Genomic DNA, 20,384 nt, shown 5'->3' with positions numbered 1-20,384 from the left:
CATATAGCCCCGCTTTAAAAATCTCAATTTTCAAAAGCTCAAGGGCTTGTAGGGTTGTCGTTGTCGCTGACTTCAGCGATCAGGAAAAAGCCGCCGATTACAGCAACTGATGCCAAAATACCGAGAAGCGCGCCGCTGCCTTCAAGGTTCGAAGCTTTTTCGGTCTTCGCGGATACGCGTTCGACTTTCGATGCTACCGGTTTCGCAACGCTCTGCTGCGATTGAGCCAGTGCTGGTGCAGCAATCAAGGAAGTGGCAGCAATGCAGGCTGCGATTTTACCAAATTTCATTTTCGTAATCTCCGAATCTTTGCATTTCAATTTTATCATATGCTTCTGAGCCTACGGAGACCAATGTTCAGCGAAAAAGTCAATAAAAATTACCAATATCATCACGATAGACAAAACGTGTCACAATATAGTGACAGTTTGTTCTCGAATTTCATCACAAGTCCAAGATATCAGCCATCCCGTATCGTCCAACGTCCTTTCCGACCAGCCAGTCAGCCGCCTTTACCGCGCCGTGCGCAAAGATCATCCGGTTTTCCGCCCGGTGGGTCAGCTCGATCCGCTCTTCGTCGCTCGCGAAAATGACGGTGTGATCGCCGGCAACCGATCCACCGCGCAACGCCGCGAAGCCTATTGCGCCCTTTTCGCGTGCGCCGGTAATCCCGTCCCGTCCGCTTTCGCTATGGGCAGTCAGATCAATGCCGCGGCCCCGTGCCGCCGCTTCGCCAAGCAATTTTGCGGTGCCGCTGGGAGCATCGACCTTGTGGCGGTGGTGCATTTCGACGATTTCGATATCCCAGTCATCGCCAAGCTTGCTCGCGGCCTGTTCGACCAGCGCTGCCAGCATATTGACGCCGAGCGAGGTGTTGCCGGTCTGCAGCACCGGGATCTTGGTCGCCGCTTCGTCGATCGCGGCATGATGCACGGCTTCCAGTCCGGTGGTGCCGATGACGATCGGTGTGTTCGCAGCGACGCAGGCATCCAGCATCGCCTGCAGCGCCTTCGGGGAGGAGAAATCGACCAGTACATCGCTGGCAGCGACCAGTGCCGCGACATCATCGCCCTGATCCGCGCCGCCCGCGTGGCTGTGGCCCGCTTCCTCTATCGCTGCGACCAGTGCCTGTCCCATACGGCCCTTGCTGCCGATAATTCCGATGGCTGTCATTCTGTCTGTTCCCGTTCGTCCTGAGCTTGTCGAAGGATGTCTCGCGTCGAAAAGCGTGGTTCGACGGGCGCATCACTAACGTTTTTTGAACAGGGTGCAAAGCTTCTCGACTTCGGCATGGGAGGAACTTTCCCTCTCGCCGTTCGTGTTGAGCGAAGTCGAGACACGCGGGACTCCAAATTCTGGACCGAGCGCCCCACATGCTTCTCGACTTCGCTCGAAGCGAACGGTTATTAGGAGCAGATGAAAGGCATGCAAAATACCGTCATTGCGAGCGTAGCAAAGCAATCCAGTGCGTCGCTCGCGTCGCTGGATTGCCGCGTCGCTTGCGCTCCTCGCAATGACGACTATGCGATGCCTGAAGAGACAAAGGCCGGATCGTGATCGGGCAACGAAGAGTAGATAAATGAAAGCCATCCAGAACATAGTCATCCTCACCGGTGCGGGCATCAGCGCCGAAAGCGGAGTCGCAACCTTTCGCGGGCCCGATGGTCTCTGGGAGGGGCATAGGGTAGAAGATGTCGCCACGCCCGAGGCCTTTGTCCGCGATCCCGATCTGGTGCAGAAATTCTATGACGAGCGGCGGGCCAAGCTTAAGACTGTCCAGCCCAATGCCGCGCATCAGGCGCTGGCGAAGCTCGACCGGACATGGGCGGGCGAGCTGCTGCTGGTCACGCAGAATGTCGATGATCTGCACGACCGCGCCGGGTCGAAACGCCTGCTGCATATGCATGGTGAGTTGAACAGCGCCTGGTGCCTTGCCTGTGATGCCCGCTCGCCGTTTGACGGCGTGATGGCAGCGGCTCCCGCCTGTCCGCATTGCCACCAGCCCGGTTGTCTGCGGCCCGATATAGTCTGGTTCGGAGAAATGCCCTATCAGATGGAGCGGATCGAGCAGGCGCTGAGCAACTGCGATCTGTTTGTGTCGATCGGAACATCGGGCGCTGTCTATCCGGCCGCCGGCTTTGTCCAGACCGCCCGCTATCACGGCGCGCAAACGCTGGAGATCAATCTCGATCCGTCGGAGGGCAGCTTCCATTTCCACGAAAGCCGGATGGGCAAGGCAGGCGAGCTGGTGCCCGGCTGGGTCGAGCAACTGTTGTCGCACGGGCTTTGTTGAGCGGCAATGTTGAGGGGGCGAGGATGAAAGGCCAATGCCATTGCGGTGCCGTCCGGATTTTGGTCCCGGCTCCGCCCGAACAGGTGAGCCGATGCAATTGTTCCCTGTGCCGCAAGACTGGCTGGATCGGCGGCTACTGGCCCCCCGATGATGTGCAGATCGAGGCAAAGCCGGAGGCGCTCAACCCCTATGTCCAGGGCGACCGGATGATCACCACCTGGAATTGTGTGACCTGCGGCACGCACACCCACTGGACCCCGGTCACCGCGCCGCCCGACCGGATGGGCGTGAACATGCGGATTTTCGGGCCGGAGGAATGGCAGCATCTGCAGGTATGCGAAGTGGATGGTGCGAGCTACTGAACGCGACACGCTCCCGGGTCGCCCGGTGGAGCCGCACGGGTGGCTTGTCTCGCAAATATCCGCGCCACCGCAATTCGGGATTAGTCCTCCGGGACCTGTTCGCGATAGATGGCGGGACCAAGGGTCGGCGTTGCGGTGCCGAGGATGAGCTGGCGCGCGCGCAGAATCGCATCGAGAAATGGCGTGTCGAGCTTGAGAAACCGACGCGTTGTCATGCCCAGAAAACGTTCGGAATCGCGGAGAAAATGGGACGCATCGGTATAGGCCTCATCGATCACGCTATAGCCACGGGCGGTGCCTGCCTGCTTTAACGCAATGAGTGATCTCAGGAAGCGTGTCCGGGTCAGCAATATCTTTGGCGGGTAGCCGAAGCGCTTGCACGCCAATCGCGCCAGGCTATGGATCGGCAATTCCAGCGCGCGGGAGAGCTCTCTCACATTCTGAAAATTCTCGTCCAGCAACAGACGGTTGAGCGCGATAATCTGCGCTTCAGCCGGATGTGGCAGCTTCATCTGCGCCAGGAAAAAACGGTCGAGAATGGATTTGACCGCTGGTCCCCGGTCCGACGCCCGCAGTTCGGCAACCAGCGCTTCACATCCTACAGGCAGCAAGGATTGCAATCGCACCATCCGGTCCCGGTACAGAGACAAATCGATGTCAAACAGCCGCGCGACTCCGGCTGGTGTCATGCTGACACCAACCGTCACGCCGCCATCGGAAATATGCTTCATGATGCGACTGGTAGGGCCGTAGAAACCGGCTTCGGGCAGCGGGGACCAGCGCCAGTCGGGCGCTTCGATGGTCATCGGGTTCTCGGCCAGAACCAAGCGGATGGTCGGCCAGTTCGGCAGCATCCATTCGGAGGCCCCTATGGATTCGGGGCCCTCGGAATCGAATATGAAATAGTCGCCGATCAATCCCTCGAGCGCCTTGTCCGGCTGTTCCCAACGCATCGCCGTACCCGCCCGCAATTCAAACCAGGCAGGGTCAATCCCCGGCGTATGCGACCCGCTTTCAATCATCCGGGCGCGTTAGCCGATTCAAACAGTCCGAACCAGCCTAATTCAGCGGGCCTTCGACAGGACCATCGATCGGAAGCTTCGTCTATTCGCGGGGCTTGAATGAATTGCACATCATCAGGGGTTTTGCCACCCACAGCTCCGCATATGCGCTGGAATCCGCTCCCTGCGCCGCCGGGGCTGATGGAGCGAGCTGCGATATGGGCTCTGCACCAGCCGCCCTGTTGATTAAAGTTGCCGGAGCCCTAGGGTCGCAAATTAGGGCCCCGGCAACAGATGGCATCCCGAAATAGTGGATAAGAATGCCAGAAAGCAGTGTGTGAGTTCTAGTTCCACCAACTGCTTACAACCCCATCTTATCCCGAATCCCATTCTGCACAATCACCCGAAAGGGCGGTTGCGTCATTCTCGTAAATGACCGAGACGGTTGCAGGAATCCGTGCAGGCGAAGCTTCGGAGCGAAAGGGGGGAATATATCCAGCCTATGAGTAGCAGCGATGACAATGTCCGCATATTCAATGTCTGGCAGTTAACATGTTTTGGCCTGTTGACCACGCCACTGGCGATGGCCGGACTGGCCATGGCCATGTATTTGCCGACTTTTTATGCGGTTGATATGGGCCTCGGACTGGGCCTTGTCGGGGCGATATTCGTTTTGGGCCGGCTATTGGATATCGTCACCGATCCCCTGATCGGTCATTGGAGCGACGAGACGCGGTCCCGTTTCGGCCCGCGCAAGCCCTGGATGATAGCGGGCGTATTGGGTTTCAGCGTCGCTGTTTATCTTTTCCTCGCCCCGCCGGATACCATAGGCCCGGCCTATCTGATTCTGGCGAGCGGCCTCTATTTCCTGTTCTACACGATTCTGGACGTTCCCTATTCGTCGATCGGCCTGGAAATTTCGCCCGATGTCCACGAACGATCATTGCTGGCAGGATCGAAAGCGATATTTCAGGTAGTCGGGGCAATCGTGGCCGCCGCGCTGCCATTCATCATGGGATATTCAATAGGCGAGGCGTTGCATGTGATCGCTTACGCAATAATCGCGCTATGTTTTATCGGCCTTATGCTGTTTCTGCTGTTTGTGCCGACCCCGGCGAGAACTATCGACAGCCCGCGACTGACCCCCGTCGAAGCCTTGAAATCGGTGCTCTCGGATCGGCGATACCGCTATCTGCTGGTCAGTTTCCTCATCGTGCAAACCGCCAATTCGCTGGTTGCCGGATTGATGGTTCTCTATGTTGTCCATATTGTCGGCGCAGCGGAACTGGTCGGGCTTTTTCTCGCTGTCCTCTTATTGTCATCGGCGGCTTTCCTGCCGCTCTGGATATATTTATCCAAGCGCTACAGCAAAAAAACATCCTGGATGGCAGCAATTTTATTATGCGCTTTTGCCCTCGCTCTGATCCCGTTGGTGGGTCGCGGCGATGTTACCGGTGCGATTATCCTGAGCATCATCATCGGCAGCACATTTGGCAGCGATGCGATCATGCCGACGTCGATGCTGGCGGATATCGTGTATGAAAAGGAGCAAGAAGGTAACAACCGCCTCGGCGGCCTGTATCTGGCCGTCAAAAACTCCGTTTCAAAACTGTCTTTCATCGTCCCCATGGGTCTGGCATTTCCGGCTCTGGGTTATATCGGCTTCGAAACAACCGGGGCCGACGGACCAAATGCGATGCTGACCTTCCTGTTCTTCTATTCGGCTTTGCCGATCTTGCTGAGGCTGATTGCATTCTATGTGCTCAAAACCGGGCCGGACTTCATAGTGGTACAAAAGCGGGATAGCGCCATTGGCTGAACTGATCGAAAATCCTGCTGCCGATTTGGTCGAACTGAGAATTGAACAGGCGGCGATGCTGAAAAAGCGGGTTGGTGGTTCCTGTCTGATCGTGCAGTTTCTGATCACCTATACAGCGGCGATCATGTATTTCATCAGCGGACCTGGCACCGCTACGCTCTGGTTTGCCAGCGGCACTGCGATGGTGGTGGTTACCTTTCTCTATGCCAGGCTGAAGGCGCCCGGCGGCATAACCCGCGAGAACCATGGTTCCTATCTGTTCGGGCATATGATTGTTTCCGCTTTAACCGGGATGGTCTGGGGCGCAATTGCTATTTACCAGACCGATTTCCAGCTGGAATATACCGTGTTCATCGGTTGTTTGCTGGTCTGCAGCATCACCCTTGGCGGCATATTGCCCAGCTCGGCCTATCGCCCTGGCTATATCGCCCTGGCCTTATTCGCGGTCCCGCCGTTCAGCGCCTATCTGATGATCAACGCCCCCGCGCCATTCGGACTGGTCGGTTTTGCGATGATGGTATATTTCGCTTTGGCAATGTTTCTCAGCGCACGGGTTGAAATCGAAACCCGCGACACGATTGCGGCGCGGCAGAAAAAGGCACTGACCGAGAGAGTCATCGAGCAGAACAAGACCATTCAAAAAGCTTCCGAGGAAAAAACACGCTTTCTGGCAGCAACCGGCCATGACCTTTCGCAGCCCCTGCAGTCGCAGGGATTTTTCATGCAGGCACTCCGCGACACACTGGACCGGCCGGACCAGATCGCGTTGCTCGACCAGGTCCAGGACAGCTGGCGGGCACAGAAAGAACTGTTGCAGGGCATTGTCGATGTGTCGCGCATCGATAGTGGCGCCATCATGCCCAAGCCTGTCATGGTGAATATCGCGGACCTGTGCGAGAAACTGGCGAGCGAATTTCTGTCAGACAATAGCGCCAAAATCGAGCTGGTTGCGGATTTTGAAAATATTGAATCGGTGACCGACCCGGTCCTCTTCTCCCGCATCATCCGGAACATATTGTCCAATGCCCGGAAATTCGTTCCAGCTGGCGGGAAAGTCGAATTTTCGCTGCGTCATGCGAAAGATCACGCGATTATTGAAATTTCCGACAACGGACCCGGCATCCACAAGGAAAATCTCGCACGTATATTCGACGAATATGTGCAACTGGATGCCGGCAATGACGACAATCCCAAGGGACTGGGACTGGGCCTCGCGATCGTCAAGCGTCTCTGCGGCTTGTTGGCCATCAGGATGGCGATAGATTCCGAACAGGGAGCGGGCACGCGATTCACCTTCACGTTGCCGATCAAGGCGAGTGACCGGGTCCCGGAAATTCCCTGTCGAACCGCGATCCAGCGGTTTGAAAAATCTCCGCTGGTGGTGATTGTCGATGATGATCCAGCGGTACTGACCTCGATGACCCAGCTGCTGTCGAGCTGGAATTGTCAGGTGATATCAGCGTCCAGCCAGAAGAATGCAGTACAACTGGTAAGCAGGACATCGGCGGTTCCGGCGTTGCTGATCATCGACAAGCAACTGGACTATGACCAGCACGGTCTGGATTTGATCGAAATGCTCAGGGAAGAAGTGAACGAGGCCGTGCCGGCAATCTTGATGAGCGGACAAATGGGCAAGGTCGCCATTGAGCAGGCCGGGGCAGGTATCCGTTTTCTCAACAAGCCGGTGGAGCCGGACGAGATATGGGCCATACTCGACCGGATTATTTCCCGGCCGCCGCAGCCTGAGATTTCGTAAAGCTAGATCAGGCCAAATGCCTGGGCGGCGCGGACGCAGGCAGTGCGTTTGTTGACTTGCAGCAAATCGAAAATCTGGCGCAAATGGCTTTTCACCGTATTGCCACTTATGCCAAGGCTGGACGAAATTTCGGCGTTCGAGGCGCCGTTGGAAATAAGTTGCAGGACTTCGATCTGGCGTTGAGTCAAAACCGGAACGCTTTCGATGTCATAGGGTTCGGCCACATCACCAAATTGCGTAGCCTGTGCTTCTGCTCCGGCCTCTGCTGCATCGGGAAAACTGGTTTTGCCCACCAATATCGTCTGAATGGCAGCCAGCAAAATCTCATCATTCGCCGATTTGTGAACAAAGCCGTTCACTCCCAGCTGCTTCATCTCCGATATCGGAGGATATGTGTTGATGCCGGACAACATCATCAGCGGAATAGCGGACTGGTCGCGCAAGGCTTGCGCAAAAGCCAGTCCGTTCATGCTCGGCATAACCAGATCACAGATGATCAGATCATATACAATGCCGTCGTCCAGACTCTCGAGCAGCGACATTGGTTCTCCGAACGGAGTCACCATGAAAGGCTTGTCAAACTGCTCCAGCAAAAGCGTGAACCCAGTCAGAAACAGCCGGTGATCGTCGATAACTGCGATCTTTAACAGGTCATTTGTTTCTGAATTCAACTCCTGCAACCCCGTTGGTTTTATACCAATATCTTATTACCTCCGGTTAACCGAAAGATGGATAGCGATAGTCACCAACCGGCGACAGGTCCAGTCTGATCGCAAACTGCTGGCCGCCCGGTCAAATGTCCGAGCTATTGAGTCCTGGTTTTCCAGCCACCCTTTCGGGCGAAACTGACCAGATAATTGCAATCGCCGGTTTCCGATCCGAAGCGAACATCGATTCAGCTGGCTGACACTAAAATGAAACTCATGAATCGCACAGCGACAACCAGCAAGGGTCCCAAGCTATTGCTCGCAATCCTTCTTCACAGCCCTGCTTTCGCGCTTGTGGGCTTTGGTCAGCACGGCAGTTCAGAAGCATCAAGCCCAGGCGCAAACGGGTCCTCCGGGGGCAATAGGTCCCTCCCGTAGGGCCTAAATGCGCGGACGGCGCGGCTGGCCCTGCTGGAGGCGATGGCGCGATGGGTGCAGAGCCCAGGGGGCAAGATGAATGCTCGGTCTGTCGCTCTGCATCAGCTGCTGAACACCGGCTCTAGAGATGCATCGTCACAAACAGAAAGACGATCCACAAGGCCAGTGCGATGGTGGTCAGCCAGGTCGCCAATACGCCCAGTTGCCGAAAGCGCGGGGAGCCGCCCTTGTGATGCTGGGCCATGCCGACGATATGGGCGACCCGGCCGATCAGGAAGACCGCTGCGATGATCGTGATGCCGCGATGGTCCGCGTTGGCCAGTTCCAGAACGCCGAGCATGATCAGGAAGATCGGCGCATGTTCCGACAGATTGGCATGGGTGCGCCGGGCGGCGAGCAGATCGGGACTGTCGCCGTCGCCAAAGCCGATCTGGGTCGCGAGGCGGACCTTGACCGTGGCATAGGCGCAATAGATCAGCAGCAAGGCGCAAATCGCGGCGGCGAGGCCGGTTACCGGTAATGTCATGATGTTCCTCCCTGTTTTTCCCATCTTAGGCCGAATTTGCCAAAGCGCAAATTTGGGGGCGGGAGGATAGGGGTGTGCTCGGCACATCGTTGCTCTGGCCGGAAACAGATTTGGTAGCCGAAAAACGATCGATGAAACATGTCTGACGGGTCGCGACTCGGACACCAGATTCGCCGCCATCTCATTGGAGTTAACCAATAATATTAACGGAAATTGTATAAATACGACATGTTGGGAAGAATAAAGCTAATCCGATTGTCGAAGGCAAATACTCAGCTGCAGGGCTTTCAGCATTGATTCATAAGCGAATTTTCTGGAAGTAGCCAGGTTCGGAATAAATCGAGCGTTTTGAATCACTTGCAAACCGCTATATTTTGTGGATGATAGCGGCGAACGGCTGAATGAGGTGTTAACGTTTAATGTCAGCCGAAGGTTAACGTTCAGCACTCGTTATAACGACGGTGTTTTTTGTAACCAGGGTCGCAAGTTTGAGGGAGGTGTGCTGAAAATGCATACTGAGGAGACTTGTATGTCGAGCGACATTTATCGCCAGATTCATATTACTGGACCCGCAGTACTTTCGGATGAGTCTGTCTGGAATATATCTCCATTTACCATCAATACATTAATAAATTCTAAAATGCGCCCAGCTCGCAAAGCTATCGTGCTGCCCGGCTCAAAGCAATCGAGCAGAGGTTCGAATGCTGAAATTGGAAGCCTGATCAAATTGCTTAGTGCAATTACGTATCGATCCCGCTTGCTGGTTCGCCATAGTTTAACACGCTTAATTTTGGTCTCCCCCGCATTGTGCGGAAGAAAGGACAGGCGAAGATATTAGAAGAGTTTTTTGGAGACCGGGTGACCGCGTTTCCAAGAAAAGGGGGCCCGCCAGCGACCATGATTGGTCTCAAATCGCTGGCAGGCCAAGCGGACAGGTTCACGGGAACACTGCCCTAACTGTGAGAAACGCTCACTCTGCAAGTTTTAGCAGGGTGGCGCGATTTAGGCAACGATTGTTGCACTATTTTGCGTCAGAGCGCCTTTCTCCAGCTTCCAAATTCCCGTCGGCAGCAATCGAGGCCGGTCGATGCTGCCGTAAATTCCGGCCGTTGAGAGCGATTTCCAGACCGGAAATCGCATAATCGGGGGTGTTCCCCATAAAACGGAGAATTGAAATGAAAAACCTTGTAAAACTCGCAGCAGCAGTTGCCGTTCCAGCGTTGATGATCGCTACACCTGCATCAGCAGTGACGCCTGATTCAGAATCCTATGCGATTGCGCTTAGCGGCACGATCGACAGCAACTGCGAATTGATTCCTGAAGGTTCGGGATCTTTCGATGTCAACATGACCGACTTTGGCAATCAGGGAAGTCTGGTGATCGCCTATTCCTGTAACTCACCTTACACGGTTTCCCTGGAATCACTGAACGGTGGCATGCGGCATGTCGAAAGCAGTGGCGCTATCAACATTGCCTATGATGTCGAAACCATCGGTTTCGAACTGGGCAATGGTGTCAGCGGCACCTCGACAAACTCTACCGCGATGGCTGGTTCGGCAGTTGATATTGTGACGGTATCGGACTGGACGAATATCTTCCTGAACGGTGGTGTACGCACTGGCAACATGGATCTCAACTTCCCAGGCGTTGCAGATTCCTATGTTGCAGGAACATATGAAGATACTCTGACCATCACTTTGGCAGCTGATCTTTAATATACTAAATATTAGGCCGGCAGTGTTATATACACTGCCGGCCTTTTAATTTTTGATTTGTAATTAGGGGAGATAGCTATGTTCCGCGCTATGATGAATATGGTTTTATTACTGTCGCTGTTAGCTTTTATCATTCCCTATCCAGCCCATAGCTATGATATGAAGCCGATTGTAATTCAGCTGGCGCCATCGGGCGCGGGCGCGGCCCAGTCCGTTGTGATTACAAATACCCATACACAGCCCATTGCCATAGAAGTGCGAACCTTCAAGCGGCAGCAAAATCCGGATGGCACGGACATTCTTACGGCAGAGGATGAGGATCTTCTGGTCACTCCGCCGCAAATGGTGATCGCTCCCAAATCTAGCCAGAGTTTCAAAGTCCGCTGGGTCGGAGATGCTCTGCCAGAGCACGAACTGGCTTATCGCCTGGTTACGACCCAATTGCCGATAAAATTCAAACAGGAAGAAACAGATGATGTTAGCATTAATGTTAACATGACATATCGTTATGAGGCCGCCCTTTACATCGTGCCTCCGCAGTCCACACCTTCTGCTCGCCTGGTTTCGGTTGCGCCGATTACCGACGAAGCAGGCAAAACCTGGCTCGAGGCAAGAATTGCCAGCGACGGAAAACGGCGTGCCATTCTGGATAAGGCCAGCCTGATTATTACCCCCGAAAGCGGCGGTGAGCCAGTGACATTGACTGGTGAGAGCGCCGCATCACTGGTCAATCTAAACATTCTGGTAGGCAGTGAGCGGATCGTACGTCTGCCATGGCCGGAAGCAATTCCGCCTGGCCCCGTCAAAGGCGAACTTCGTACCGAATATGTCGTGTTTGACTAAGGCGGATATGCGGCATGCGCAAAACCACTATATCGGGTCAGGGCCTTGCAGCAATTTTCGCTCTGATATCGTCCAATCCTGCCAATGGACAGCAGAAGCCCATTGGCGGTTCCCCCGCAGGGGAACAAGAGCCCGCTGAAGTCGCCCCCGCGATGGACAAGCAGTCCGACGAAGATGTTCCGGCGCCGGAGCAATCGGGTACACCGTCTGATACGACCAATGGCTCGATAGACGATATTTTTCAGCAGGTTTTTGGCAAGCAACGCCCCGCTCTTGAAAAAGGCGATTATAGTGTCCTGATTGAGGGGATCAATGTCGGCACTTATGTTGTCACTCCGGATGAAGGCGATAGTGAAGGCTCCGTGGACGCGGCATTTGTCTCCAATGTGCTCGCTCCAACCACGGTCGATGATACGGCTGCATTGCTCAGGAATTTGGCGAGCGGGCGCGAGGAGGTCTCGTTTGATGCTCTGCGTGAACTCGGGATTTCCATCACTTTCGATCATACGCAACTGGTGTTGAAGATTGAAATTCCTGCCGCCATCCGGACGATCAGAAATCTGGACCTGCGGGGGATAGGGCAGCGCTCCGATATCGATATCGTCGAGCAAAGCGATATCTCCGCTTATGTTTCCGTGCGTGCCGGTGCCACTTTTGTGGAAGATTCAAAATTTGTGCCGAGTGGATTTGACCGGCTGGCAAGTGATATAGATCTGGCATTGAATCTATATGGCGTCGTTGCCGAAGCAGAGCTTCGTTATGATGATAGCCGCGTCCGCAAATTCACCCGTGGCGACGTACGGCTGACCTATGATGATCGCGATTCCCTTGTCCGCTACGAACTCGGCGATCTCAATGTTGCGACGAGACCCTTTCAGAATGCACCAAATATTGCCGGGATATCGGCCTATCGAAACTTCAACATAAACCCATATCTTAACGTCAGACCATCGCCGTCACAGGCATTTGAGCTCGACCGCCCTGCGCGTGTCGAAGTGTTGCTCAACGGATCTCTTGTCCGGACTTTCGATCTGCGAAGCGGCCGTTACAACTTGCGTGATTTTCCGTTGGTTCCCTCGGCTGGCAATGACATCGAATTGCGGATTACCTATGCCAGTGGCGAAACGGAAACGCGGATTTATCCGGCATTTTTCGATCTGGAATTGCTGGCGCCGGGCTTGGTTGATTTCGCTCTGAATGTGGGTCTGCCCTATACTGACGACAATGGCGTGCGGCGGTACGATGACAATGATTACAACGGCACCGGCTTCGTCAGATATGGTCTGAATTCAGAACTCACGGTCGGACTGAACTGGGAAGGAAGTCGCCAATTCAACCTGGTCGGCGGAGAATTTGTCTGGGCTTTGCCGTTCGGGACCTTCGGGCTTAACGCAGCGACCAACATCAATGATCCGGGCCTTGATACCGGCAAGGTGACCTTTCAATATCGATGGCGCGATACCGATCCGGACAAGGAACGAACCATCGACGGGCTGATCACGCTAACCGGCAAGAATTTCCAGACCCTTGACCAGCTGTTCAGCGACAATTTGCTCTCCAAGCAAGCGCGCTTTCGTGCTGGCCAGAAAGTCGGGCCGGATTCGCGAGCCCAGATTTATGCCGGTTACGAAGGATATCGCGGGACCTTGCTGAGCGATGTCTATTATGCGGGTATCAACTATTCGCGGCAATTATCCTTCGGTTCAATGTCTGTCAGTGCCGAGTATAGGAAAAACCAGGAGGGGAGCGGACCGGTGTTCCGGGTTGGGCTGTCGATACCGCTTGGTCGTGGTTCGCTCACCTCTTCCTATACCACTGATGACAATGTCGCCCGATTGGATTATAACCGTATCGCATCATCTGGTGTGAATTCCTTTGGTTACAATGCCAGTGTGGAGCGGCGTGACGGCTCTGACCGGCAATTTGTTCGCGGTACCTATGTCAACAACCGCTTTGAAACGTCGATACAGCAGATCGCGCGCAATTATTTCAGTGACGGTAACCGGGATTTGCGTACCGAAGTCACATTTGGAACCGCGCTTGCCATGGCGGATGGCCAATTTGCCATAGGCCGGCCCGTCCGCAACAGTTTCGCGATTGTAAAAGCGAACAAGAAAGCCGGAGACTATCAGCTAGCGGTGGAGCCGCGCACCGGTTTTGGATCAAGCAGAACGAAATATTCTGCTTATAGCGGTGCTCTGGGGCCGGCATTGCTAACGACCCTGACACCTTATTTTAACCGCTCCATCCAGGTTGACGCTCCGGACGCGGAAGCGGGTACCTCGTTGGGCGGACAAGTATTCGGGCTGAACCCGGGATATCGAAGCGGTTATAATCTTGAAGTGGGTAACGCCCGCAATGTTTCGCTTTTGGGCAATATGGTTGATCGGGATGGTGATCCTCTGGTCTTTGTTACCGGTCTGGCCCGGGATACCGAGAACCTCGATGAAAGCGTTGAACCGACCCAGATATTCACCAATGCCAAGGGACGGTTTTTCCTTGAGGGCCTCGAAGCCGGACGAACATATGATATTACCGTCACAGCCGATGGACAAACCGCGACGGAAGCTGTGACCATCCCGAAAGATGTCACCGGTATATACGAGCTGGAAGCCCATTTGGCATATGATCTGGATTTTGAAGCGGAAGGAGAGAATGATGACTAATCTACACTTGAAACGTTTCACCTATTTGACCGGGGCCAGTCTGTTGTTCCACAGCATGCCCGGCTTTGCGCAGAGTGACGTGATGCAGGAAAGCGATCCGTGCGCTCTTGAACTGACAGTTGACAACAGCGTCGACTGGCGAGGGCTTTATGGCCGGGGATATGAGGTGTTTGAAGACGGAGAGTCTTTTGAAACCGTGACCATATCGGTCCGCCATCAAGGTGCTGCTTGCCGGTTCGTCCTCACCGCAGCGCCCCTCTCTGGCGGCGGTGTCAATGCCTTGAGCGGTCCGGGTGATCCGCTTTATTATGACGTGCTTAAAACGACCAGTGGCCCGTCTTTCCTCAGCAGCGATTATCAGGGAACGGCAACGTCACGAGTGGAAGGGCAATTCAGTGCCGGGCGTTCCGTGCAAGGCGCCACGATGTACGTTTCGATTCCGGCAAATCAAATCGTTCGCGGCGGGACCTACAGCGGACAGGCGATCGTAAGGCTGTTTCGGGCCGACAACGGCATTCAGGATCTCGTCGCAGAAGCGCCGCTGGCGATTTTGGCTCCGGTCGCATCGGTCCTGAAAATCCGGTCGGATGATTTCCCGCAAGGTATTCGTGAAACATCTATCGACCTGGGGGACCTGTCCCGAGCCACCCGGGCGGCGGTGGATTTCAATATCATGAGCAATGCGGATGTGGCTGTCACCTTCCAGTCTGCCAATCGCGGCAAGTTGGCGCATGAAGCGGGAGCACCGGGCATTGGTTACAATCTGGCCTTCAAGGGGGAAAATATAGATCTTTCCACAGCGGCCTCCTCAAGCAGACTCAACTATGCCCATGGTCGGATGGAGCGTGCAGTCCCGTTGGAGATAGTGGTGCCCGCACCCAATGGGTTGCCGGCAGCCGGGCAGTATAGCGATCTGTTGACGGTGACGTTCACGGCAGAGTAAAATTCTGATTGCAGTCATACATGCAGAGATAGATCGCATATCCAGTCCCGCGAACTGTCAACGAGCGGCAGGCGGATTGGCATGGGTGCGCTGGGTGGCATGCCGAAGCTTTTGCAATGATGGTGGACGCTCGTCCACGCTCCGAGCAAGAAATGTGGATTGTCTGTCAGTAATTTTTATTTGCAGCCAAACGGGTGTTTTCGGCAAGCTGCGCTGCTTGCGGCTGGGGCAAGCCAAGCCCGCTAAGCCCGAGAACCAGCATCTCAGACAGTTTCCCTGACGCCTCATTATGGGATGGCCTGAATTCAACCAGGTTGATCATCAGGATCTGGCACAGACCGAGCCAGTAGAGCACACCGGAACTGCGAGCCTCGGCTCGCAGATAACCCAGCTCGCAGGCCATATCGATATCCTGCTTCAACCCCTTGTTCAACGGATGCGCGCTCGCGGTCGAGGAAGCTTGACTGCGCAGCAATATGACTGATTTTCTGGGGTGATCGAGTGCGAATTCGGCTGCAACGCGCATGCCTCCCGCAATTCGTTCGACTGGATCGCCAATAGCTTCATTGGCCAGCGCAACTTGCGCCTCAACCTCCATGCGCACCTCAGCGGCCACCGCAATTGCAAAGTCCTGCTTGTCTGCGAAATGATTGAAGAAGCTGCCCTTGGCCACTCCCGCCTTGCCGACGAAATCGTCAATCGGAATGGCGTCAATCGCGCGCTCGACCATCAAGTCGAGGCCGGACGCTATGAGAGCGCTTCTGGTGCGCGCGGCGCGCGGTGATAGTTCGGTGGGACTGGACATGGCCAAACATTACTTGACCAGACGGTCAATTGCAAGCTAGCTGACCTATATGACCAAATAGTCAACTATGATTCGCGGAAGGAAGGACGATGCCTGTCATCAAGGTCGAAGACATTGCCTATGTACGCTTCTCCGCCCCCGATCTTTCGGTGATGCGCGGCTTTCTGGAAGATTTTGGTATGTCCTGTTTCGAGGTCGGCGGACGCACTTACGGCAAGGGAACCGACGGCCGTCCCTTCGTCCATGTCACCGAACCGGGTGAAGCGCGCTTCCTGGGGGTCGCCTTTCGTGCCAAAACCATGGCAGATCTCTATCGGCTTGCCGTACATGAGCATGTCCTTGTCGAGGACAGCGCCGAGCCCGGCGGCGGCAAGATCGTGAGGCTGATCGATCCCGATGGCTACGGGGTCGAAATTGTGGCGGGCCAGAGCAGGGAAGCCCCTGAGTTCCCCTTCCCCGACCATCCATTCAATACGGCGGTTGCCAAGCCGCGCTTGCGAAAGGCCGTACGGCTCGATCCAACCCCGGCCCATATCCGTCGCATCGGCCATGCCGTGCTCAAGGTGCGTGACTTCCGCACATCGGAGAAATGGTACAAGGACCGCTTCGGCTTTCTCACGTCGGATGAGGTCGAGGCAGCGAAGGATGTGCCGCTGGGCGCCTTCATGCGCTGTGATCGCGGCGACAAACCAGCCGATCATCACAGTTTGTTCCTGGCTCAGTTGCCGGGTGAAATTGGCCTGTTGCACGCTGCCTTCGAGGTTGCCAATCTCGACGATCTGATGCTGGGCCACCAGTATCTCAAGTCGAAGCAACACAAGGCTGCCTGGGGAGTGGGTCGCCATATCATGGGCAGCCAGGTTTTCGATTACTGGAAGGATCCTTTCGGCAACGAGCTTGAGCACTGGACCGATGGCGATCTGTTTACCGCCGCTGACCCACCCCAGATTCAGCCGATGAGCGCCTTGCTCGCGGTGCAATGGGGCAGCCCGAACCCGATGTTCGCGGGAAAAATGCCTCCCCCGCCCGGTCTCATTGCCTTCATCACCACGCTCAACATTCGAATCCGGCGGCTGTTTCGCCGCAAAACTGAGGAATCTGCCGCATGAAACTCTGCACCTACACCGTTAATGGCCAGACCCGCACCGGCATCGTCGTGGACGACCATGTCGTCGATACTGGCGTGCCCGGCACCATGATCGACATCATCAGCGACTGGGATGCCCTCAAACCACAGCTTGAGGCCAAGGCTGCGGCCGGCGGCGGCGTACCGCTCGCCTCGGTCAAGCTGGAAGCCCCCGTGCAACGCCCCGGCAAGATATTTGCCATCGGCCTCAACTATGCCGACCATATCGAGGAATCGAAGCTGGGCACGCCAGAGCGGCAGATATGGTTCACCAAGGCGCAGACGAGCGTCAACGGCCCCTATGATGATATCGACATCGCCAAGGGAACCATGACCGCCGATTATGAAGCCGAAATGGTCGCGATCATCGGCAAGGGTGGCAAACATGTCGGTGCGGCGGATGCGCCGGCGGCGATCTTCGGCTATTGCGTCGGTAACGACGTGACGGAGCGCATGTGGCAGCATGCCGTGCCGCAATGGTCACTGGGCAAGAGCTTTGATACCCATGCGCCCATGGGCCCTTGGATTGTCACGGCCGATGAACTGGGAGATCCGCATACCCTCGGCATTCGCTGCTTCGTCAATGGTGAGGAGCGGCAGAGTTCGAATACGAAGCATCTCGTCTTCAATGTCTGGAGCCAGGTCGAACATCTCTCGGTCGGGATGACTCTGGAACCGGGTGATTGCCTATTCACCGGCACACCCGGCGGTATCGGCGCGGCGATGGATCCGCGCCGGTTCCTCCAGCCGGGCGACGTGGTTCGTTGCGAGATCGACGGGCTGGGTCATATCGAAGCTACCATGACGGCGGAGGGCTAGGGCGCAATGATCCGCAAGTCCGTCTATGCCCTGATCACGCTGCTCGGGGTGGCCCTGCTAGTGGCTTGGCTCAACCGCGATGCCTTGGTTGACCGGGCCATTCAGGCACGGCTGCAACAGGGGCCGGATGAATCTTTTACTGACGACAAACAGCATGTGCGCGTGCTGATTTGCGGGACCGGCTCGCCCGAGGTCAGCGCGGCCGCAGCGCAGGCCTGCACGCTGGTGTCGGCGGGTGGCAAGATGTTCCTGTTCGACGTTGGCGACGGCGCGGTGCATTCGCTCGCGCAATCAAAAATCCCGGTCGATCGGCTTGAGCGGATATTCATTACCCATTTTCATTCGGACCATTTCCATGACCTAGCCCCGCTGATCAACACCGGCTGGATCTGGGGTCGCAAAACTCCCCTAGAGGTGCAGGGACCGGTTGGTACGAAACAGGTGCTAGATGGACTTGCACAGGCCTATGCCCTCGATGAAGGCTATCGCAGCGCCAACATGCCACATCTGAAAAAGAACCGGTCGGTTGCGTTCGGCGTTCCACTCGAGGTCGAATTCGGCGAAGGGCAACGCACTATACGCGTCTATAACAAGGACGGGGTAACGATCGATGCGACACTGGTGGCACATGATCCGGTCCAGCCTGCGCTGGGCTATGTTCTGCGGTACAAGGGCAAGAAGGTCTTCGTCAGCGGCGACACAGAAGTAAGCCCGGTCAACTTCGAGGCGATGCGCGATGCCGACCTGGCGGTGCACGAATCCTACGCTGCGCACATGGTGCGCCGGGCAATCCCGCAGATGAAGAAGCTGGGCATGCACTTCGAAGCCGAGGTCGCCGAACGCACCATACCCTATCACGCGGATAATATCGCGCTGGCCAAGCAGGCGCAGGAGGCCGGGGTCAAGCATCTGCTGCTCACCCACCTGATCCCATATCCTGACAATTTCGTCGTTCGCCGCATGTACACTGCGGGCATGGCGGAATATTTCAAGGGTGAGCTGACAGTGGCACAGGACGGGATGGTGCTGGTGGTCGGCGACCAGCGTGCCTCCCCGGTCAATGACAAACATCCTTCCAGGCCACCCAATAATGACGAGTCCGGCCGATGACCTGCGATTGCGATGTTCTGATTGCCGGGGGCGGTCCGACCGGGGTGACCTTGGCGGTGCTGCTGGCGCGACGCGGCCTGCGGGTGATCGTCGCCGAAAAAGAGAAGGATATATATCCGCTGCCCCGCGCAGCCCACCTCGATCACGAGTCTATGCGAATCCTGCAGGAGGCCGGCGTCGCCGACGAAGTCAACGCGACAAGCCGCCGGGCCTCTCGCTATGATTTCCTCAATGCCCGCGGCGAAGTCCTGCTGCGCTTTGATGGCTCCGACCAGATAGGCCCCGGTGGTTGGCCGATGGCGAACATGATCCATCAGCCAACGGTCGAGATGCTCCTTCGCCGTTCGCTGGCCTCCTTTCCCAATGCCACGCTGCACAGCATGTGGGAGGTCAGATCCTTCACCGACGATGGCGAAGGTGTGACCGCGCAAATATCCACCCCCGACGGCGACCGAACGATCCGCGCACATTATCTTGTCGGCGCCGATGGTGCGCGCTCGTCGGTGCGTGAACAGTCGAACATCGCCTTTGAAGACCTCAATTTCGAAGAACCGTGGCTCGTCGTCGATGTGCTGGTCGACGACTATTCGAAACTGCCGACCGAGAATCTCCAGATCTGCGATCCAAAGCGACCCACCACCTGTGTGCTGATGGGCGAAGGACGACACCGCTGGGAATTCATGATCCTGCCCGGTGAGACTGCAGAGCAGGTGAGCGAGGATGCCTTCATCGAAAAGCTGCTCGAACCATGGAATGTCACCGGCGCGATTCGGATGGAGCGCAAGGCCGTCTATACATTTCGGGCACGCATCGCCGAACAGTGGCGCAAGGGTAGAATCATGCTCGCCGGAGACGCCGCGCACCAGATGCCGCCCTTTGCTGGTCAGGGCATGTGCTCCGGCCTGCGCGATGCGGCCAGTCTTGCCTGGAAGCTTGCCGCAACTATCAAAGGTGAAGCTCCGGACAGCTTGCTCGACTCCTACCAGCCCGAGCGGGAGCCAAATCTCCGCGCGACGATCGACATGGCAATCATGATGGGGCGGATGGTGTGCACCACGAACAAATGGTCAGCATGGCTGCGCGACATGAAGCTCAGGCTCGCCCGCTTTTTGGGCAAGCTTCCCGATGGTCCGCCTGCCTATCCGCCTATCGAGGCAGGGGCAATCATGGCCAGTACGGCAGCCGCGGGGAGCTACTTTCCGCAAATCCCGGGAGACGGTGACACCCGGCTCGACGATGTGCTGGGCATCGACCATTGGCTGATCACCCGTGACGAGCTGGGCAAGGATCCGCTCGTTCCGTTTGCTGCCGGCTTGCGCACCTGGCTTGACCAGAGCAGCGCAGAAGCGGTTCTGGTACGCCCGGACCGCTACGTGTTTGGCACGGGCAATCCTGACCAGCTTCGCCAGTCCTGGCAGGCAGTAGCGGGCGACAAGGGAAGCGCGCACAGCGGTTGAGGATATCCTCGCCAAATGGATATCGTTCAGATCAAGTTAGTGGCGATCAAGCCTGTGC

General features: G+C 56.2%; 19 protein-coding genes. 13 read left to right on the top strand and 6 right to left on the bottom strand.

All coding sequences use genetic code 11. The features are described 5' to 3' along the window. Positions 1-38 precede the first annotated feature (38 nt). Both AZE99_RS14265 and dapB read right to left on the bottom strand, forming a co-directional pair. The gene (locus tag AZE99_RS14265; RefSeq protein ID WP_067202467.1) at positions 39-329 is read right to left on the bottom strand and encodes a hypothetical protein; all 291 of its coding nucleotides are present in this window, start codon (positions 327-329) and stop codon (positions 39-41) included. Positions 330-444: 115 nt separating this feature from the next. Further along, complete coding sequence (gene dapB, locus AZE99_RS14260; RefSeq protein WP_067202464.1) at positions 445-1,173, bottom strand: 4-hydroxy-tetrahydrodipicolinate reductase; 729 nt, start codon at positions 1,171-1,173, stop codon at positions 445-447. A gap of 252 nt (positions 1,174-1,425) precedes the next feature. On the opposite strand from dapB, the gene AZE99_RS16445 reads away from it, so the two are divergent. From AZE99_RS16445 to AZE99_RS14250, 3 genes are read left to right on the top strand one after another with little or no spacing between them, the layout of a single operon-like run. Further along, on the top strand, positions 1,426-1,557 hold the full coding sequence (locus tag AZE99_RS16445) for a hypothetical protein (protein WP_257721886.1): 132 nt from the start codon (positions 1,426-1,428) through the stop codon (positions 1,555-1,557). 22 nt (positions 1,558-1,579) lie between these two features. Continuing rightward, complete coding sequence (locus tag AZE99_RS14255; protein WP_067202460.1) at positions 1,580-2,293, top strand: NAD-dependent deacylase; 714 nt, start codon at positions 1,580-1,582, stop codon at positions 2,291-2,293. 23 nt (positions 2,294-2,316) lie between these two features. Continuing rightward, entirely contained in the window at positions 2,317-2,655 is a 339-nt protein-coding gene (locus tag AZE99_RS14250; protein WP_067202457.1) for a GFA family protein, read from the top strand. An 80-nt stretch (positions 2,656-2,735) separates the two neighbouring features. On the opposite strand, the gene AZE99_RS14245 is transcribed toward AZE99_RS14250, so the two are convergent. Continuing rightward, positions 2,736-3,677 (bottom strand): hypothetical protein, encoded by a 942-nt coding sequence (locus AZE99_RS14245; RefSeq protein ID WP_067202454.1) that lies wholly within the window; start codon positions 3,675-3,677, stop codon positions 2,736-2,738. A gap of 481 nt (positions 3,678-4,158) precedes the next feature. Between AZE99_RS14245 and AZE99_RS14240 the strand changes: the two genes are divergently transcribed. Both AZE99_RS14240 and AZE99_RS14235 read left to right on the top strand, forming a co-directional pair. Beyond that, entirely contained in the window at positions 4,159-5,475 is a 1,317-nt protein-coding gene (locus tag AZE99_RS14240; protein ID WP_067202452.1) for an MFS transporter, read from the top strand. After that, the gene (locus tag AZE99_RS14235) at positions 5,468-7,231 is read left to right on the top strand and encodes a hybrid sensor histidine kinase/response regulator (RefSeq protein ID WP_067202449.1); all 1,764 of its coding nucleotides are present in this window, start codon (positions 5,468-5,470) and stop codon (positions 7,229-7,231) included. The genes AZE99_RS14240 and AZE99_RS14235 overlap by 8 nt, the downstream gene beginning before the upstream one ends. 2 nt (positions 7,232-7,233) lie before the next feature. Here the strand turns inward: AZE99_RS14235 and AZE99_RS14230 are convergent, their stop codons facing one another. Together AZE99_RS14230 and AZE99_RS14225 are read right to left on the bottom strand one after the other, a co-directional pair. Then, the gene (locus AZE99_RS14230; RefSeq protein ID WP_156472288.1) at positions 7,234-7,902 is read right to left on the bottom strand and encodes a response regulator; all 669 of its coding nucleotides are present in this window, start codon (positions 7,900-7,902) and stop codon (positions 7,234-7,236) included. Positions 7,903-8,437: 535 nt separating this feature from the next. Next, entirely contained in the window at positions 8,438-8,842 is a 405-nt protein-coding gene (locus tag AZE99_RS14225; RefSeq protein ID WP_067202444.1) for an MAPEG family protein, read from the bottom strand. Between the two features lie 1,175 nt (positions 8,843-10,017). Between AZE99_RS14225 and AZE99_RS14220 the strand changes: the two genes are divergently transcribed. The 4 genes from AZE99_RS14220 (at position 10,018) to AZE99_RS14205 (ending at position 15,009) form a co-directional block, all read left to right on the top strand. Continuing rightward, complete coding sequence (locus tag AZE99_RS14220; RefSeq protein WP_067202441.1) at positions 10,018-10,557, top strand: hypothetical protein; 540 nt, start codon at positions 10,018-10,020, stop codon at positions 10,555-10,557. A 78-nt stretch (positions 10,558-10,635) separates the two neighbouring features. Next, positions 10,636-11,400 carry a fimbrial biogenesis chaperone gene (locus AZE99_RS14215; RefSeq protein WP_067202438.1) on the top strand — a complete coding sequence of 255 codons (765 nt, stop codon included), beginning with the start codon at positions 10,636-10,638 and terminating at the stop codon, positions 11,398-11,400. 14 nt (positions 11,401-11,414) lie between these two features. Then, positions 11,415-14,066, top strand: a complete 2,652-nt coding sequence (locus tag AZE99_RS14210; RefSeq protein WP_067202436.1) for a fimbrial biogenesis outer membrane usher protein — start codon at positions 11,415-11,417, stop codon at positions 14,064-14,066. Next, the gene (locus tag AZE99_RS14205; protein ID WP_156472287.1) at positions 14,056-15,009 is read left to right on the top strand and encodes a hypothetical protein; all 954 of its coding nucleotides are present in this window, start codon (positions 14,056-14,058) and stop codon (positions 15,007-15,009) included. Before AZE99_RS14210 ends, AZE99_RS14205 begins: the two co-directional genes overlap by 11 nt. Before the next feature lie 166 nt (positions 15,010-15,175). On the opposite strand, the gene AZE99_RS14200 is transcribed toward AZE99_RS14205, so the two are convergent. Further along, positions 15,176-15,814 (bottom strand): TetR/AcrR family transcriptional regulator, encoded by a 639-nt coding sequence (locus tag AZE99_RS14200; RefSeq protein ID WP_067202432.1) that lies wholly within the window; start codon positions 15,812-15,814, stop codon positions 15,176-15,178. A gap of 89 nt (positions 15,815-15,903) precedes the next feature. Here AZE99_RS14200 and AZE99_RS14195 point away from each other — a divergent pair, with 89 nt between their 5' ends. The 4 genes from AZE99_RS14195 to mhpA are packed head-to-tail and all read left to right on the top strand — an operon-like array spanning position 15,904 to position 20,326. Then, the gene (locus AZE99_RS14195) at positions 15,904-16,923 is read left to right on the top strand and encodes a VOC family protein (RefSeq protein ID WP_067202430.1); all 1,020 of its coding nucleotides are present in this window, start codon (positions 15,904-15,906) and stop codon (positions 16,921-16,923) included. Continuing rightward, complete coding sequence (locus AZE99_RS14190; protein WP_067202428.1) at positions 16,920-17,759, top strand: fumarylacetoacetate hydrolase family protein; 840 nt, start codon at positions 16,920-16,922, stop codon at positions 17,757-17,759. Before AZE99_RS14195 ends, AZE99_RS14190 begins: the two co-directional genes overlap by 4 nt. Positions 17,760-17,765: 6 nt before the next feature. Continuing rightward, positions 17,766-18,869 carry an MBL fold metallo-hydrolase gene (locus AZE99_RS14185; RefSeq protein ID WP_067202426.1) on the top strand — a complete coding sequence of 368 codons (1,104 nt, stop codon included), beginning with the start codon at positions 17,766-17,768 and terminating at the stop codon, positions 18,867-18,869. Then, entirely contained in the window at positions 18,866-20,326 is a 1,461-nt protein-coding gene (gene mhpA / locus AZE99_RS14180) for a bifunctional 3-(3-hydroxy-phenyl)propionate/3-hydroxycinnamic acid hydroxylase MhpA (RefSeq protein WP_067202424.1), read from the top strand. The genes AZE99_RS14185 and mhpA overlap by 4 nt, the downstream gene beginning before the upstream one ends. Positions 20,327-20,384 lie beyond the last annotated feature (58 nt).

The organism is Sphingorhabdus sp. M41 (genome assembly GCF_001586275.1).
In the GTDB taxonomy this organism is placed as follows: Bacteria; Pseudomonadota; Alphaproteobacteria; order Sphingomonadales; family Sphingomonadaceae; genus Parasphingorhabdus.
Note: the sequence above shows the minus strand (reverse complement) of the source record. Positions and strands in the feature narration are given on the sequence as shown.